The following is a 16,698-nucleotide window of genomic DNA, read 5'->3' as shown; positions in this document are numbered from 1 at the left end:
TTTGTTCAAGAGGTGACTGAGTACTTTACGCTTGCCACTCAAAAGAGAGCACTCGCTTCACTGGTTCAGTGATGGCCTGAGATAATGACGGTTCAGGTGTGACTTGCAAAGAGCCTGACTCCACAGCAGAATCATCAACCTCTGCTGCTGGGGTAAGCTGTGTTGGCACACTCTCTGGCTGTGGGTCATCAATTTTAGCGACTTTGCCCATGCGTAGCACTTCTTGCTCAAACTCGGACTCTGAAGCCAACAAATGCACTTCGAAAGTGATTTCCTCACCTTGAATCTTGAGAATGTCCAAAGAAGCAACAGAACTTAAGCGCTTCAACTTATTCTCCAAGGTAAAGAAATCCATTGCATCATCAATCGGGCTAAAACGAGCAAGCAGCGAAGAAGAGGATTCACTGGCCACGATAACCGAGCTCTTTCTTGCATAGTAATCACTCAATTGATCGACCATTTGTTCAATGGCATCGTCACCAGACGCTTGACCAGACAGTGGCGCTTTCGTGGCTTGTGCCATTTGAGCGGCGGGTTGATCATACAAACTCCAACGCACACCATTACTTTGCACTCTGACCACCAATACAGCATCGGTTGGATAACGTTGGCTAGCCATGCTGATAGGCTGTACGAAACCGCCCCACAAATCCGATACTTCCACACCGGTAATATCATCAAAATCACCCACAGGCACTGTGATAGGCAAACCGCGAGTTTGAGTCGCGCCTTTAAGCTGTTTTAGCGTACTCGTGTCAGAATGTTCCCAAGCGATACTGCGGTCATAACCTGACTCTTCAATCAACCAGACTAAAACATTAGCTCGGTTTTCAGGCCAAAATGGTAATTGAGCTTGAGTTAATAATGTGCGGATATGCGGTGCGCTAAACCCCATGACAATCGAAGATTGCGCCCCATTTTGACCATAACTGATTTGCGCTAAATATTGCGAATTCTGCCTTAAGGCTTTTTTAATCACCTCATTGTTCACCGCATTCCTATCACCCGAAGCTCGAACAATCACTTCGCTCATCCCTTTGATACGAGCATTCGCGTCGGCATTGTCTTGCTGTTGATCAATCACGACTTCGGTATGGTATAAGTCGACCTTGGTTAAGGCATAAGCAGGGAGAGTGAGTAAGCTCATCACCAACATAGCTAAATAGCGCATACTGTTCCTATGATCTGTTTTGTGAACGTCGATGATAAGCAACTATCCGGTCCGCGGCAAGGAATCCACGGCAGAGTTCGGTGATAATTTCATCAACATTTGTGACTTTATTTGATCTAGTTTCAATGGCAATCGTTTGCAAAAGTGATAGAATCCCGCGAATTTTTATTTTGCTTCAGGGAAATCATGATGAAAAATGCCATCCAAGGCGCACAGATGCTCTTCGTCGCATTTGGTGCGCTGGTTCTTGTCCCGCTGTTAACTGGGCTTGATCCTAACGTTGCACTATTTGGCGCCGGTGTCGGTACCCTTTTATTCCAACTTATTACTCGCCGCTCTGTCCCCATCTTTCTTGCTTCTTCTTTTGCCTTTATTGCACCGATTATGTTTGGCATCCAAACTTGGGGCGTTGCCTCGACGATGGGCGGTTTAGTGGCCGCTGGTTTTGTCTACATACTACTGGGAGCGATCATCAAAGTCCGTGGCGTAGAAATCATCCACAAAATTTTACCTCCTGTGGTCGTTGGCCCGGTGATCATGGTGATTGGCTTAGGCCTTGCGCCTGTTGCTGTAAACATGGCGCTAGGTAAAACTGGAGATGGTTCGGTACAACTGATTAGCTCAGATGTAGCGATGTGGATCTCTTGCGTTTCACTGTTAACCACCATCACGATTAGCGTTTTTGCCAAAGGTTTTCTCAAACTGTTGCCGATCTGCGGCGGTATTTTTGCAGGCTATCTTTTGGGCCTCTATTTTGGTGTAGTGGATTTTACTCCTGTTACGCAAGCGGCTTGGCTGTCAATGCCGAACTTCACTTTCCCTGAGTTCAACATCAACGCGATCTTGTTCATGATCCCGGTTGCAATTGCTCCGGCAGTCGAACACGTGGGCGATATGCTCGCGATCTCAAACGTCACTGGAAAAGATTACATCAAGAAACCTGGGCTACATCGCACCATTGCGGGTGACGGTGTTGCCACCATCGCAGCCTCGATGCTGGGTGCGCCACCAAACACTACGTACAGCGAAGTGACGGGTGCCGTAATGCTGACGAAAGCCTTTAATCCAGTAATCATGACTTGGGCTGCGATCACCGCGATTGTATTAGCATTGGTTGGTAAGCTGGGCGCGCTACTACAAACCATTCCAATTCCCGTAATGGGCGGCATTATGATTTTGCTGTTCGGTTCAATTGCAACGGTTGGCCTAAACACACTGATTAAAAATCATGTCGATCTTCACAAGTCTCGTAACTTAGTGATTGTGGCAGTGACATTAGTGTTTGGTATCGGCGGCATGGCCTTTGGTATCGGAGAGTTTAGCCTACAAGGTGTCAGCTTATGCGGTATCGTAGCCATTATTCTAAACTTGATCCTTCCTAATGACTTAGGTGAAAACCATGTGGTGGATAACGCCCAGATGGAAGAAGAGATCAAACTGAAGAACTAATTTTGCCAGTCAATCCGGCCTCAATTGAGGTCGGATTTTCATTCTCTATTCTTGGCACAATTCAACAAACTCACCTCGCGTTAATAACGCAAGATCGCTCGGTGCCAATTCAATCTCTAAACCGCGCTTACCTGCACTGACACAGATGGTCGATTGATCTTCTGCGCTGAGATGAATGAAGGTCGGTAGTGCTTTTTTCTGCCCAAGTGGGCTAATACCACCGACCACATAACCTGTGGTTTTTTGCGCTATGTCTGGATTAGCCATTTCCGCTTTTTTCGACTTAGCCGCTTTGGCCGCACGCTTTAAGTTTAATTTTTGATCAACAGGAATAATCGCGACAGCGAGATTTTTCGGCTCGCCATTTAAGCAAAACAGCAGTGTTTTAAACACTTTTTTCGGATCTTGTCCCAAAACCTCAGCCGCTTCTAAACCATAACTGCTGTGATTAGGATCATGTTGATATTGATGGAGAGTGTGAGGAATTTTTTTCTTTTTCGCCAAATCAATCGCAGGTGTCATCGTGCTTATCTCAAAGTAACCGTTAGTGCCAATAAAAAAGCGATGCCTAAGCACCGCCTTTAGTTAAAATGATTGCTCACAATGAGTCAAACTCTTTATCGAGCTATCACTTATAGACAATTTCGCCTGCTGGTGCATATTGGTTCACATCAATTGGACTGTGTGCTTCGAGGTAATCTTTTAATACTTCCGCGTCCACAAACCCCGTATTCACATAACCTGGATGATCGGAGATTTTTGGATAACCATCACCACCTGCTGCATTGTAGCTAGGCACAGTGAAGCGATACGTTTCGTCCAAACGGAGCTGCTTATCACCAATAACGACGTTCGATACCTTACCATTGGCCACTGTCATCGAAATCCCCGCGAATTGTACATAAGCGCCAGAATCAACAGGTTTGGTCGCCACTTCATTGAGGTAATCCAACACTTCAGCCCCGGTCATATCGGTATAAGTGAGAATATTGGCAAAAGGTTGTACTTTGAGCACATCTTTATAAGTGATTTTTCCTGCATCAATCGAATCACGCACGCCGCCAGAATTCATCACCGCAAAGTCGGCTTTTGCGCGTTCCATATGAGAAAGTGCAATCAAACGACCTAAATTGGTTTGTTGGAAACGCACAACGTTGCGATCCCCTTCTAACTTGCCATTACTTTGTGCAATGACCACATTCAGTTTCGCTTGGCCTTGTTCTTGATATGGACGCAAGAAGCTAAGCATTTCTGAATCTTCAGCGATTTGATCTTGAATCAGTACGCGCTTACTCTCGCCATTCACGTTCACCTTTTTCTTCAGGTTTACAGGGATCAGGTTGTAGCTCACCATGTTCAGTTCGCCATTACGGAATTCGTAATCCGCACGGCCAACATACTTACCCCATTCATGCGCTTGCACTATGTAAGTACCGTTTTGCATATCAGGCTTACATTCATCTCCCGGATGGAAGTTTTTCCTCACCACGTTAGGGCCTTCCATGCAGACCGGCTCTTGAGAGTGACCGCCGACGATCATATCGAGAGAACCTTCATCCAAGTATCGTGCAAGCGCAACATCTCCCGGTGCATTCACACCACGTTGACCATTTTCATAATGGCCCATGTGGGTAACGGCAAAAATAAGGTCCGGTTTTTCCGTTTTCTCAATTTCTGCGATCAGTTTTTTCGCTTCTTCTTTTGGATCTCTAAACTCAATACCACCAATGTATTCAGGGTTGCCGATTTTAGCGGTATCTTCAGTCGTTAAACCGATAACCGCTATTTTCACGCCCTGTTTATCAAACATTTGGTAGGCTTGGAATAGACGTTTTCCGGTCGCTTTATCGTAAATGTTGGCCGACAGCATTGGGAAATTCGCCCACTCTTTTTGCTTAAACAGCACCTCGAGCGGGTTATCGAATTCATGGTTACCTAACGCCATCGCATCATAACCAATCTTGCTCATGCCTTTAAAATCAGGCTCTGCATCTTGCAGATCAGATTCAGGAACTCCGGTATTAATATCGCCACCAGAAAGAAGCAGCACGCTGCCGCCTTCAGCTTCAATATCAGAGCGAAGATCGTCGATCAGCGTTTTACGTGCCGCCATACCATACTCACCATATTTGTTTTGCCAGAAACGACCGTGGTGGTCATTAGTGTGTAACACGGTGAGTTTATAAGTCGTATCTTCTTTCCACTCATGAGTGGGTTGAGTTGCGCAACCCACAAGGGCTGTAAGAATGGCCGCGCTGAGCGCTGTTTTTAGAATAAGACGTTGTTTCATTATCATACCTTTGAACTTGAAAAATCCACTGCTTGTGAGGGGGAGGTCATGGTCAACGTTGCAAACACAAAATCAAGCCATACCAATAAACTTGACCCAGTTTAAATTAACATCTCAAAGGTGACAGATTGATTTCATATTTATGTAGAATTGATCACTATAAAATCAATTCAAAAATGTAACGGTTGCCACAGGTTACACGTGAAATTTTAATGGATCACAGGCAATCGTTTTCTTTCCTAAACACGAAAAAATAAGGAAAAGTGAGCACAAAGTGAGCACTTAGACAAGATAAACAAGTTTGGGAAACATTCGATAAAATTTGACCACCTTACGGTGGCCAAATTATGAGTGGTAGATCCAACAAAAAATCAGCGGATATCGATATGAGCAAAGCTCTTGATCAAATCATCTAACGCTTTCATTTGTGCAAGGAAAGGTTCAAGTTTATCCAAAGGCAGTGCCGATGGACCATCGCAACGCGCTTTATCTGGGTTTGGATGCGCTTCAATAAAAAGGCCCGCAATCCCGGCAGCAAGACCTGATTTTGCTAACTCAACTGTCTGTTCACGACGCCCACCAGAAGCTGCGCCAGAAGGGTCGCGCATTTGCAGTGAATGGGTCACATCAAAAATAATTGGGCTGCCGTTTGATACTTTTTTCATCACACCAAAACCCAACATATCAACGACCAGATTATCATAGCCATGGCAAGCACCACGTTCACATAAAATCACTTTGTCGTTGCCGCACTCTGCAAATTTTTCCACGATATTGCCCACTTGGCCAGGGCTCATAAATTGTGGTTTTTTCACGTTGATCACTGCACCTGTTTTCGCCATCGCTTCGACAAGGTCAGTTTGACGAGCAAGAAACGCTGGCAGTTGAATCACATCAACCACCTCAGACACAGGCTGAGCTTGAGCTTCTGTGTGCACGTCAGTAATAATTTTGACGCCAAAGGTCTCCTTTAACTCTTGGAAAATTTTCATTCCCTCTTCCAAGCCGGGGCCACGATAAGAGTGAACAGAGCTGCGGTTGGCTTTATCAAAAGAAGCTTTAAACACATAAGGGATGCCGAGTTTATCGGTCACTTTCACGTAATGCTCACAGATTTGCATCGCTAAATCACGGGATTCAAGGACGTTCATTCCAGCAAACAGAGTAAACGGTTTGTCGTTAGCAACGGGAATATCACCCACGTGGACGATTTTTTGTTCCATTTTATTCTCTCTCATTTAGCGGTTAATGCAGCGTAATAGCTTCAAAGCTTAATGCATTAACTTGATTTTTTAATAACTCAGCCGCCGGATCATTCGGACAATGATCAATAAAGTATTGATAATCGGATAAGGCAATTTGGTGACAATCCAGTTGCTGATAGATAAAGCCGCGATCGCGGATCTCATACGGATCATCAGGAACAAAAGTCAGCGCTAAATCAGTACAACGCAGCGCTAAGGTATAACGCTCTTCTCTTAATAGTGCGCTCTTTAGTAGTGCCAGCCAACGACCGATCACCGTCGGATTATCTGTCACTTCCAAATGACTCGATTTCAGCTTAGACAAGACCCCTTTATGCCCAACTAACCACGCTTGTAGTATATGTAATGAGACGGTTTCACCAGTAAAAGGGTTAATATAAATCGGTGATTCATCGCACCAATGCAACTGCAATAAAAACTGTGTGGGAAAGGTAATACCTTGTAAAGGAAAGCCTAGCTTGCGCGCAAAATAGAGCAACAGCGCACCTAAACTGACGGGAATACCTTTGCGGTGCTGCAATACTTTATCGATGAAGGCATTACGTGAATCAAAATAAGCCTCTCTGTCACCGCTAAAACCCCATTGTTGGTAAAACAGATGCAACAACGCTTCGAAACGCTGTTTTTCATCCTGCTCATTAGCTAACTCGTGTTTTGCTTGTGTAAGCAAACGGGCCAACTCTTGGCGTGCCCATTCATCCTCAGTTTCAGGATTGACGGCCTTGTTTAAGATCAGCGCCCCTTCCACCAATTCCATTGCATCAAAATCTTCATCGAACCATTCAAACATAATGCCGCTCGGATGCTGTTAGCCTAAAAACATAGCCGTTTTTACGATGGCGATTTTTCCCGCCATAGCAAGCCAACCTAATGCGCCCAAAAAAGCAAAGGTACGCAACAGCTTATTCCGACCCAGTTTGAGCGCAAAGAAGCCCAGCGCAATGTACGCCATCACACAGGTCAGCTTCTCAGTTAACCAAGGTGCGGCTGGGGTAAATGGGATAAAACCAGACATCACAATCAACGCAATACCCGATAACAACAACAGCGAATCGTTAATATGAGGAAAACGTTTCAAAAAAGGGTGTTGCAGCCATTTGGAATCCATCATCATCAAGGCATAACGTACCGACAACAATAGTGCACTGATCGCAATGGTCAGTAGATGAAAATGTTTTAATCCTTCGTACATGATGCTCTCTCTTCTGAGTGCGAATATTGACCCAGTGTCACTCGGTCATTACCCGCATAATCCTTTTCTGTCACTACGTGGTGATAGCCGAGTGACTCAAATAACGCTCTGACTGCCGCCCCTTGATCATAACCATGTTCAAACAGCAGCCAGCCTTGTTGCTGCAAATAGTGTCGCGCATTCTCTGCAATGTGTTTAATGTCAGCCAAGCCTTTGTCTTTGGCCACCAGCGCACTTAAAGGCTCAAAACGTACATCCCCTTGCGTGAGATGGGGATCATTTTCTTCAATATACGGTGGATTGGAGACAATTAAAGCAAACTTTGTACCGAGCTTTAAAGGTTCAAACCAACTACCTTGTAAAAATGTGACATTGGTAATAGTTAAACGCTGCGCGTTTTCCAACGCTAAGGCTTGCGCTTCAGGGCGTAAATCGATACCGACCACATGACGTTCAGGTAACTCAGACGCTAACGCTAATGCTATCGCGCCAGTTCCTGTGCCTAAGTCCAAAATATCCCCTTGCGTCTGCTGGCTTTTTTCTAACGCAATTTCAACCAAACGTTCAGTATCCGGCCGAGGAATTAATGTCGAAGGCGAAACTTTCAGTGGCAGCGACCAAAACTCACGTTCCCCAACCAAATAGGCCACAGGCTCCCCCGTCACTCGACGCGTAATCAGCGAGCAAAATTGCCGCGACTGCGTTTCGCTTAAGGTCTTTTCAGGCCAAGTCAGCAGATAAGAACGTGGTTTATCCAGTACATAGCAAAGCAGCACCGCTGCATCCACAGAAGGCGAATCACTGCCGCCTTCTTGGAGTTGAGCAATCGCGGCTTTCAACGCATCATCAATACGAGATAACGTCATGGGATCAGTGTTGATCGGCAAGAGCGGCAAGTTGGTCTGCTTGATATTCTTGAATGATTGGATCAATCAAGCTTTGCAGATCCCCTTCCATCACTTCATTAAGGCGATAGATGGTTAAGTTAATACGATGATCGGAAACTCGACCTTGCGGGTAGTTGTAAGTACGAATACGGTCGCTACGATCACCAGAACCCAGTAGGTTACGACGAGTATCGGACACTTCGGCTGCGCGCTTCGCTTCTTCCGCTTGTGCAATACGAGCGGCCAATACGGCCATCGCTTTGGCTTTGTTTTTGTGCTGTGAACGCTCGTCCTGACACTCAACTACCGTGCCTGTTGGTAAGTGGGTAATACGGATCGCAGAGTCGGTGGTGTTTACGTGCTGACCACCCGCGCCCGATGAGCGGAAAGTGTCAATTTTCAGATCGCTAGCTTTAATTTCTGGAATTTCGGCTTCAGGAATTTCGGGCATGATCGCGACGGTACAAGCGGAAGTATGCACACGACCTTGAGATTCCGTGGCCGGAACACGCTGTACGCGGTGACCGCCTGATTCAAACTTAAGCACACCGTAAGCGCCATCACCACTCACTTTAGCAATCACTTCTTTATAGCCGCCATGCTCAGCATAACTAGCGGACATAATTTCGATACGCCAGCTCATCTTCTCAGCATAACGGCTGTACATACGGAACAGGTCGCCAGCAAAAATACCCGCCTCATCACCGCCCGCCCCTGCACGAATTTCTAAGAAGCAGTTGCGATCATCGTTCGGATCTTTTGGTAGCAGCAGAATTTGCAATTCATCAGTGAGACGTTCAATCGTCGCTTTGGCTATTTTGATTTCCTCTTGAGCCATCTCACGCATCTCGGCGTCTTCTTCTTTGGTCATCTCTTCTGCGGCAACCAAATCCTCTTGCGCTTGTTGGTAAGCTTGGAAGCATTTAGTGACTTCCGCAAGCTGAGAGTACTCTTTTGACAAAGTACGGAATTTGTTTTGATCACTAATTACGGTAGGCTCGCCAAGCAGGCGCTGAACCTCTTCGTAACGCTCAACAAGGGATTCAAGCTTAACTAAAATCGACGCTTTCATAGTTTCTTCTTAATTCGGAGTGACGGATATTATCGAGGGTCGTCAAGACCCAAACTTTGTCTAATCACGGCCAATTTAGCCGGTTCACCTAACTCGGCAGCGCTTTGCAATGCTCGGGTTGGTGTGTGGATCAATCGATTGGTGAGTTTGTTACTTAACTCAAGTAACACTTTTTCAGGATCGCCCCCTGCAGCTAGGGCCTGCAAGCTTTTGCTGAGCAATTCTTGACGAATTTCGTTGGCCGATTGACGGTATTCTCGGATGCTGTCTACCGCTTGCAAGGAGCGCATCCAGCTCATAAAGGCTGCGCTCTCTTCACTGACAATCGCTTCAGCTTGAATGGCTTCAACTTTACGCTGTTCCATATTGCTGTCTACAATCGACTGAAGATCATCAACCGTATACAGATAGGCATCGTTTAAATCCCCGACCTGCGATTCAATATCACGAGGCACGGCAATATCAATCAGTAACATGGGTTGATGGCGGCGCACTTTAATCGCACTTTCTACCATCCCTTTGCCAATAATCGGCAGTGGGCTGGCGGTTGAACTGATGACGATATCCGCGTGAGCGAGATAGTCAGGTATCTCATTGAGTGCAATCACTTCAGCGTCAAACTGCTGTGCAAGCCCCATCGCTCGCTCGCGGGTTCGGTTGGCAACTATCATGCGTTTACATCGATGGCTGGCTAAATGCTTCGCAACCAGTTCGATGGTTTCACCCGCCCCAACCAACATTACCGTTGAATCAGAGAGTGATTCAAAGATCTGCTTTGCCAACGTACAAGCAGCATAAGCCACCGACACCGCACTGCCGCCTATTTCGGTTTCGGTGCGCACACGTTTAGCTACAGAGAATGCTTTTTGAAACAGTTTTTCAATCGCTGAATCAGCCGCATTATGCTCGCGAGCATCCGCATAGGCTTGTTTCACCTGCCCTAAAATCTGCGGCTCACCCAATACCAGTGAATCCAGCCCACAAGCCACTCGCATCAAATGACGAATAGCGGCTTGTTCTTCGTGTACATACAAACTCGGTTTAAGATCTTCTGGATTCACATGATGGAACTGAGACAACCAATCGATTAACTTACTTTTGCTCGATGATTTTACATCACAATAAATTTCCGTGCGATTACAGGTAGAGACAATAACGCTACCTTGAACGCTGGAACTGGACGCAAGTTGTCGCAAGGCTTCTGATAATTTATCAGGACCAAACGCCACTTTCTCTCGCAGTTCTACCGACGCTGTATTGTGATTTATTCCAATAGCAAGCAAGGACATCTATAGAGGTTTCTCGGTTCAGGAAATGTAAATAGGAGCAGAATTTTACTTGATGCCCTGTTTTAATGAAAGGGCAACAGGGATTTGTTTTCCCGACTTCGTGATATCAATGATATAGTGAGGCGTTTTTACGGCCTTCACTGTGTAAATAATGGGCAGATATGACACGCGCAAATAGACTGATTTTAACTCTCCTCACTCTGCTAACACTCTTTGGTTGCACAAACTTACCCTCAACAAGGGTCGAGAGCGTCGGCTGGCAGCAACACCAACAGCAATTGCAAACGATCCGCGAGTACCAAGCCAGCGGAAAACTCGGCTATATATCACCACAACAGCGCCAATCCCTCAATTTTCATTGGCAAAAAAACGCCGACCATAGCCAGCTTCGTCTCTCAACATTTTTAGGGCAGACCGTTTTAAATCTCTCCATCTCGCCTCAGGGCGCCCAGGTCAAAACGTATGATGATCAAATTATCGATGCGCAGAATGCGGATGCTTTAGTTTACGAGTTAACTGGGTTATCGATCCCCATTGAGCAGCTACAAGATTGGCTGCTTGGGCTGCCAACCAAGGCGGATGGTTTTCAATTGAATCAAAATAATTTGTTGGCATCGTTAGATAAACAGCTAGGGCTTAGCCGCTGGCACTTGGAATATTTGAACTACCAAGCTTATCCCTTCGTCTCAACATCCGCTTCTTCCACTTCAGTGCCACTTCCAGCCAAACTGAAGCTGACTCAAGATCAAGTTTTATTAAACCTCGTCATTTCAAAGTGGACCCTAACGCCATGATTTGTACCCCAACCCACTGGCCATCACCCGCTAAGCTCAACCTGTTTCTGTACATCACCGGGCAAAGAGCCGACGGGTATCATGAATTACAGACACTGTTTCAATTTCTCGATTTTGGTGATGAGTTAACCATTACCGCCAATCAGTCTGGCGAAATAACTCTCACACCAGCCATTGCTGGCGTTGCGCTACAAGACAACTTGATTTGGAAAGCGGCCATCGCCTTACAAAAGGCAAGTGGATGCCGCTATGGCGCGAGCATTGAATTAAATAAAGTTTTGCCAATGGGCGGTGGCATCGGTGGCGGCTCTTCCAATGCTGCAACCGTGCTTGTTGGACTGAACTACTTATGGCAAACCAATTTATCACAGCAAGAACTCGCTACGCTCGGTTTAACACTCGGGGCGGATGTTCCCGTTTTTGTCCATGGCTTTGCCGCATTTGCTGAAGGCGTAGGTGAAAAACTGACCCAAACCGAACCAAAGCAAAAATGGTATTTGGTGGTTCGGCCTAATGTGAGCATTGCAACGAAAGATATTTTCACTCATCCCCAATTGATAAGGAACACGCCAAAACGAGCGCTAGCAACGCTTCTCGAACACCCTTACGAAAACGATTGCGAAAAAATTGTCCGAATGCTGTACCCAGAGGTTGATAAGCAACTTTCATGGCTGCTACAATACGCGCCGTCAAGATTGACTGGGACGGGATCTTGCGTTTTTGCCGAATTTTCTAGCAAAGTAGAAGCGGAAGCTGTCCTTGCCAAGCTCCCTGACACAGTCTTCGCGTTTGTCGCCTTAGGGTGTAACATTTCGCCACTGAAAAAGACTCTGGCTGAATACCAATTCGCCAACACCCGACCTATTTAAAAACTGGACGCAACCCTGAGGTTTCCACCGTGCCTGATATGAAGCTATTTGCTGGTAACGCCACACCTGAACTAGCCCAACGTATTGCTGAACGTCTATACATCTCTCTTGGTGATGCTACTGTTTCTCGTTTCTCCGACGGTGAAGTTGCAGTGCAAATCAACGAAAATGTTCGTGGTAGCGATGTATTTATTATTCAATCTACTTGTGCTCCTACTAATGACAACTTAATGGAATTAGTAGTGATGATTGATGCAATGCGCCGTGCTTCAGCAGGCCGTATTACTGCTGTCATCCCATATTTTGGTTATGCCCGTCAAGACCGCCGAGTGCGCTCTGCTCGTGTACCGATCACTGCAAAAGTTGTTGCAGATTTCCTTTCAAACGTTGGTGTTGACCGCGTTTTGACCATCGACCTTCACGCAGAACAAATCCAAGGCTTCTTTGACGTCCCAGTAGATAACATCTTTGGTACGCCGGTGTTGCTTGAAGATATGAAAGCGCGTGGGTTAGAAGATCCTGTTGTGGTTTCACCTGACCTTGGTGGCGTGGTTCGTGCTCGTGCGACTGCAAAAGCATTAGGTGATATCGACATCGCAATCGTTGATAAACGTCGTCCACGCGCCAACGTGTCTGAAGTTATGAACCTGATTGGCGATGTTGATGGCCGCGATTGTGTGATCGTGGATGACATGATCGACACTGGCGGCACTTTGTGTAAAGCCGCTGAAGCGTTGAAAGAACGTGGTGCAAAACGTGTGTTTGCTTACGCAACGCACGCGGTATTCTCAGGTAACGCAGCGAAAAATATCAAAAACTCAGTACTAGACCAAGTTATCGTCACAGACTCGATCACCCTATCTAAAGAGATGGCGGCAACCGGCAAAGTGACACAATTAACCTTGTCTAGCATGCTTGCTGAAGCGATTCGTCGCATTAGCAACGAAGAGTCTATTTCTGCCATGTTTAATTAACACTCAGTTTATTTACTGATTTTTAAATACTTTTAAAGCACTTCATTGAAAAATGAGGTGCTTTTTCCTTTGTTATTTTAGCGCCTCGCACCCTTTCCCTTTTGTGTGCTATCATACCGCGCTTTTGATATTGCAAAGAGATCCTAACCTTGAGCCAACCAATCAAACTTCTTGTCGGGCTAGCGAATCCTGGTCCTGAATACGCCAAAACGAGGCACAATGCCGGCGCTTGGGTAGTAGAAGAATTAGCCCGAGTTCATAACGTCACCTTGAAAAACGAAGCCAAATTCTTCGGTTTCACCGGACGTATCGTGGTTAATGGTGAAGATCTGCGTTTATTGATCCCAACAACTTTTATGAATTTATCCGGTAAAGCCGTGGCGGCCATCGCCAAGTTTTACCAGATAAAACCAGAAGAGATCATGGTGGCACATGATGAACTAGACTTACCTCCCGGGGTAGCTAAGTTCAAAATGGGCGGTGGTCATGGCGGGCATAATGGCCTTAAAGACACCATCAGCAAACTCGGCAATAACAAAGAATTCTACCGCCTGCGGATTGGTATCGGCCATCCGGGGCACAAAGATAAAGTAGCAGGCTATGTTTTAGGTAAAGCACCCGCCAAAGAGCAAGAGTGCCTAGATGCCGCGGTTGACGAATCGGTTCGTTGCTTCGACATTTTACTAAAAGATGGTCTAACTAAAGCACAAAATCGCTTACATACGTTCAAAGCTGAATAAGGTTACAGTCATGGGTTTTAAATGTGGCATCGTGGGTTTACCAAATGTGGGTAAATCAACATTATTTAATGCACTAACTAAAGCGGGCATCGAAGCAGCAAACTTCCCGTTTTGCACTATCGAACCAAACACGGGTGTGGTTCCTGTTCCAGACCTTCGTCTCGATGCGTTAGCAGAAATTGTAAACCCTCAACGTATCCTTCCGACGACAATGGAATTTGTCGATATCGCAGGCCTAGTGGCTGGCGCGTCAAAAGGTGAAGGTTTAGGCAACAAATTCCTTGCCAATATCCGTGAAACAGATGCGATTGGTCACGTTGTTCGCTGCTTCGAGAACGAAAATATCGTTCACGTAGCAGGCAAAGTATCGCCAATTGAAGATATTGAAGTAATCAATCTAGAGCTTGCCCTTGCCGACCTTGATAGCTGTGAACGCGCCATTCAGCGTCAAGCAAAACGTGCCAAAGGTGGCGATAAAGACGCTAAATTTGAAATCACCGTATTAGAGAAGCTACTCCCTGTATTAACGGAAGGTGGTATGGCTCGCACGGTTGAACTCTCAAAAGAAGAGCTAGCCGCCGTAGATTATCTCAACTTCTTAACGTTGAAACCGACCATGTATATCGCCAACGTGAGCGAAGATGGCTTTGAAAATAACCCGTACCTTGATGCTGTCAGAGAGTTTGCAGAAAAAGAGAACAATTCTGTGGTTGCTGTTTGCGCAGCCATTGAAGCTGAACTATCTGAACTTGAAGAAGAAGATCGCGCCGAGTTTTTAGCCGATTTAGGCATTGAAGAACCCGGTCTAAACCGCGTGATTCGTACCGGTTACGAACTGCTAACGCTACAAACCTACTTCACCGCAGGCGTAAAAGAAGTGCGTGCCTGGACGATTCCGGTCGGTGCGACGGCTCCGCAAGCGGCGGGTAAAATCCATACCGACTTTGAACGTGGTTTCATTCGCGCTGAAGTTGTGGGTTATGATGATTTCATTCAATATCGCGGCGAAAATGGAGCCAAAGAAGCGGGCAAATGGCGCTTGGAAGGTAAAGAGTACATCGTAAAAGATGGCGATGTTATCCACTTCCGCTTCAATGTGTAAATAACTCGTTAATCAGCCATTAATACACCATTAAAGCCGACAGATTCTGTTGGCTTTTTTGTTTTTTTCTCAAAATCAACCTTAGCGACAAGCAAGGAAAAATCAATAAGCTTAATGATTTATTAACCGTTTTTGATCACAAACACGTCTCTTTGTTCAAAAAAAGTTCGAACGGTTGGTTTCAAAGAATTTATTCAAAAAAACTATTGACGCTCTAGAGCCATATCCGCATAATGCGCTCCGTTCTCGACATTAAGGCAAACTTAAAGAGAGAATAAAAATGGCTACGTAGCTCAGTTGGTTAGAGCACATCACTCATAATGATGGGGTCACAGGTTCGAATCCCGTCGTAGCCACCATTTCCTAAGTGTTTTTCTTATAAAAATATTTAGGAAAGTTGCGGAAATGGCGAAATTGGTAGACGCACCAGATTTAGGTTCTGGCGCCGCAAGGTGTGAGAGTTCAAGTCTCTCTTTCCGCACCATTATTTAGATGAGCAATCATCTTGTAGGGCTATCGCCAAGCGGTAAGGCAGCGGCTTTTGATGCCGCCATCCCCTGGTTCGAATCCAGGTAGCCCTGCCAATATTGAGATGACTAGCGAATAAACTGGTCATAACAACGATTCAATGAATACCAATATTCACTGAATCTACAGGTTAAGTTGCGGAAGTGGCGAAATTGGTAGACGCACCAGATTTAGGTTCTGGCGCCGCAAGGTGTGAGAGTTCAAGTCTCTCCTTCCGCACCATTATTTAGATGAGCAATCATCTTGTAGGGCTATCGCCAAGCGGTAAGGCAGCGGCTTTTGATGCCGCCATCCCCTGGTTCGAATCCAGGTAGCCCTGCCATTATTCAAATGGGTCAGTGTTTAAAAAACCATTGGCACATGAGTGTGGATTGTATTATATTGTCTCGCTCAAAAAGATGGCTACGTAGCTCAGCTGGTTAGAGCACATCACTCATAATGATGGGGTCACAGGTTCAAATCCCGTCGTAGCCACCATAATTTAGTTGTTAGCGAAAGTTGGCAACACATAGATATCGAGCTGCGGAAGTGGCGAAATTGGTAGACGCACCAGATTTAGGTTCTGGCGCCGTAAGGTGTGAGAGTTCAAGTCTCTCCTTCCGCACCATCTCGATAACTAAAAATTTGCGGAAATGGCGAAATTGGTAGACGCACCAGATTTAGGTTCTGGCGCCGCAAGGTGTGAGAGTTCAAGTCTCTCTTTCCGCACCATATTTAGATGAGCAATCATCCTGTAGGGCTATCGCCAAGCGGTAAGGCAGCGGCTTTTGATGCCGCCATTCCCTGGTTCGAATCCAGGTAGCCCTGCCATATTTCATATGGCTAGCGATAAGCTACCCATAACAACGATAAATTGAGTAACCAATCCTCAGTTTATCTACAGCATAAGTTGCGGAAGTGGCGAAATTGGTAGACGCACCAGATTTAGGTTCTGGCGCCGTAAGGTGTGAGAGTTCAAGTCTCTCCTTCCGCACCATTATTTAGATGAGCAATCATCTTGTAGGGCTATCGCCAAGCGGTAAGGCAGCGGCTTTTGATGCCGCCATCCCCTGGTTCGAATCCAGGTAGCCCTGCCA

15 protein-coding genes and 11 tRNA genes are annotated in these 16,698 nt (G+C 46.0%); 17 read left to right on the top strand and 9 right to left on the bottom strand.

Annotated elements, in window-relative coordinates:
* Positions 1 to 25: 25 nt before the first annotated feature.
* Positions 26 to 1,171, bottom strand: coding sequence for a DUF8605 domain-containing protein (locus DD616_RS08695; protein ID WP_041769128.1), 1,146 nt, complete (start codon positions 1,169 to 1,171; stop codon positions 26 to 28).
* 189 nt (positions 1,172 to 1,360) lie between these two features.
* Here DD616_RS08695 and DD616_RS08690 point away from each other — a divergent pair, with 189 nt between their 5' ends.
* Positions 1,361 to 2,620: a uracil-xanthine permease family protein gene (locus DD616_RS08690; RefSeq protein WP_010320498.1), complete on the top strand. Its 1,260-nt coding sequence runs from the start codon at positions 1,361 to 1,363 to the stop codon at positions 2,618 to 2,620.
* Between the two features lie 45 nt (positions 2,621 to 2,665).
* On the opposite strand, the gene ybaK is transcribed toward DD616_RS08690, so the two are convergent.
* The 8 genes from ybaK to hemA form a co-directional block, all read right to left on the bottom strand.
* Positions 2,666 to 3,142: a Cys-tRNA(Pro) deacylase gene (gene ybaK / locus DD616_RS08685; RefSeq protein WP_026027304.1), complete on the bottom strand. Its 477-nt coding sequence runs from the start codon at positions 3,140 to 3,142 to the stop codon at positions 2,666 to 2,668.
* Positions 3,143 to 3,248: 106 nt separating this feature from the next.
* A complete protein-coding gene (ushA, locus tag DD616_RS08680; protein ID WP_208872179.1) occupies positions 3,249 to 4,910 on the bottom strand; it encodes a bifunctional UDP-sugar hydrolase/5'-nucleotidase UshA in 1,662 nt (553 codons plus the stop codon).
* Positions 4,911 to 5,281: 371 nt separating this feature from the next.
* Positions 5,282 to 6,133, bottom strand: a complete 852-nt coding sequence (gene kdsA, locus DD616_RS08675) for a 3-deoxy-8-phosphooctulonate synthase (protein ID WP_026028071.1) — start codon at positions 6,131 to 6,133, stop codon at positions 5,282 to 5,284.
* Positions 6,134 to 6,155: 22 nt separating this feature from the next.
* A complete protein-coding gene (locus DD616_RS08670) occupies positions 6,156 to 6,965 on the bottom strand; it encodes a SirB1 family protein (RefSeq protein ID WP_208872178.1) in 810 nt (269 codons plus the stop codon).
* Positions 6,966 to 6,983: 18 nt separating this feature from the next.
* The gene (locus DD616_RS08665) at positions 6,984 to 7,367 is read right to left on the bottom strand and encodes a SirB2 family protein (RefSeq protein WP_013856268.1); all 384 of its coding nucleotides are present in this window, start codon (positions 7,365 to 7,367) and stop codon (positions 6,984 to 6,986) included.
* Positions 7,352 to 8,233, bottom strand: a complete 882-nt coding sequence (gene prmC / locus DD616_RS08660) for a peptide chain release factor N(5)-glutamine methyltransferase (protein ID WP_105977206.1) — start codon at positions 8,231 to 8,233, stop codon at positions 7,352 to 7,354. Before prmC ends, DD616_RS08665 begins: the two co-directional genes overlap by 16 nt.
* Before the next feature lie 4 nt (positions 8,234 to 8,237).
* Complete coding sequence (prfA, locus tag DD616_RS08655; protein WP_208872177.1) at positions 8,238 to 9,326, bottom strand: peptide chain release factor 1; 1,089 nt, start codon at positions 9,324 to 9,326, stop codon at positions 8,238 to 8,240.
* Between the two features lie 29 nt (positions 9,327 to 9,355).
* Complete coding sequence (hemA, locus tag DD616_RS08650) at positions 9,356 to 10,615, bottom strand: glutamyl-tRNA reductase (protein WP_013856265.1); 1,260 nt, start codon at positions 10,613 to 10,615, stop codon at positions 9,356 to 9,358.
* Positions 10,616 to 10,776: 161 nt separating this feature from the next.
* Between hemA and lolB the strand changes: the two genes are divergently transcribed.
* The 16 genes from lolB (at position 10,777) to DD616_RS08570 (ending at position 16,698) form a co-directional block, all read left to right on the top strand.
* A complete protein-coding gene (gene lolB / locus DD616_RS08645) occupies positions 10,777 to 11,409 on the top strand; it encodes a lipoprotein insertase outer membrane protein LolB (RefSeq protein ID WP_208872176.1) in 633 nt (210 codons plus the stop codon).
* Positions 11,406 to 12,278, top strand: coding sequence for a 4-(cytidine 5'-diphospho)-2-C-methyl-D-erythritol kinase (gene ispE / locus DD616_RS08640; RefSeq protein ID WP_208872175.1), 873 nt, complete (start codon positions 11,406 to 11,408; stop codon positions 12,276 to 12,278). The genes lolB and ispE overlap by 4 nt, the downstream gene beginning before the upstream one ends.
* Before the next feature lie 29 nt (positions 12,279 to 12,307).
* Entirely contained in the window at positions 12,308 to 13,252 is a 945-nt protein-coding gene (locus DD616_RS08635) for a ribose-phosphate pyrophosphokinase (RefSeq protein WP_010320509.1), read from the top strand.
* Positions 13,253 to 13,401: 149 nt separating this feature from the next.
* A complete protein-coding gene (gene pth, locus DD616_RS08630) occupies positions 13,402 to 13,992 on the top strand; it encodes an aminoacyl-tRNA hydrolase (RefSeq protein WP_013856262.1) in 591 nt (196 codons plus the stop codon).
* A gap of 10 nt (positions 13,993 to 14,002) precedes the next feature.
* Positions 14,003 to 15,094, top strand: coding sequence for a redox-regulated ATPase YchF (gene ychF, locus DD616_RS08625; protein WP_013857965.1), 1,092 nt, complete (start codon positions 14,003 to 14,005; stop codon positions 15,092 to 15,094).
* A 282-nt stretch (positions 15,095 to 15,376) separates the two neighbouring features.
* Positions 15,377 to 15,453 (top strand) — tRNA-Met (locus tag DD616_RS08620).
* Positions 15,454 to 15,493: 40 nt separating this feature from the next.
* Positions 15,494 to 15,578 (top strand) — tRNA-Leu (locus tag DD616_RS08615).
* A gap of 25 nt (positions 15,579 to 15,603) precedes the next feature.
* Positions 15,604 to 15,678, top strand: a tRNA-Gln gene (locus DD616_RS08610).
* An 81-nt stretch (positions 15,679 to 15,759) separates the two neighbouring features.
* Positions 15,760 to 15,844: transfer RNA gene (locus tag DD616_RS08605), tRNA-Leu, on the top strand.
* 25 nt (positions 15,845 to 15,869) lie between these two features.
* Positions 15,870 to 15,944: transfer RNA gene (locus tag DD616_RS08600), tRNA-Gln, on the top strand.
* 78 nt (positions 15,945 to 16,022) lie between these two features.
* Positions 16,023 to 16,099, top strand: a tRNA-Met gene (locus DD616_RS08595).
* A 45-nt stretch (positions 16,100 to 16,144) separates the two neighbouring features.
* Positions 16,145 to 16,229: transfer RNA gene (locus tag DD616_RS08590), tRNA-Leu, on the top strand.
* Between the two features lie 19 nt (positions 16,230 to 16,248).
* A tRNA-Leu gene (locus DD616_RS08585) sits at positions 16,249 to 16,333 on the top strand.
* A gap of 24 nt (positions 16,334 to 16,357) precedes the next feature.
* Positions 16,358 to 16,432 (top strand) — tRNA-Gln (locus DD616_RS08580).
* An 81-nt stretch (positions 16,433 to 16,513) separates the two neighbouring features.
* Positions 16,514 to 16,598: transfer RNA gene (locus tag DD616_RS08575), tRNA-Leu, on the top strand.
* Positions 16,599 to 16,623: 25 nt separating this feature from the next.
* Positions 16,624 to 16,698: transfer RNA gene (locus DD616_RS08570), tRNA-Gln, on the top strand.

The organism is Vibrio anguillarum (genome assembly GCF_003390515.1).
Taxonomy (GTDB): Bacteria; Pseudomonadota; Gammaproteobacteria; order Enterobacterales; family Vibrionaceae; genus Vibrio; species Vibrio anguillarum.
The sequence above is the reverse complement of the archived record's forward strand: the minus strand, read 5'-3'. Positions and strand labels throughout refer to the sequence as shown.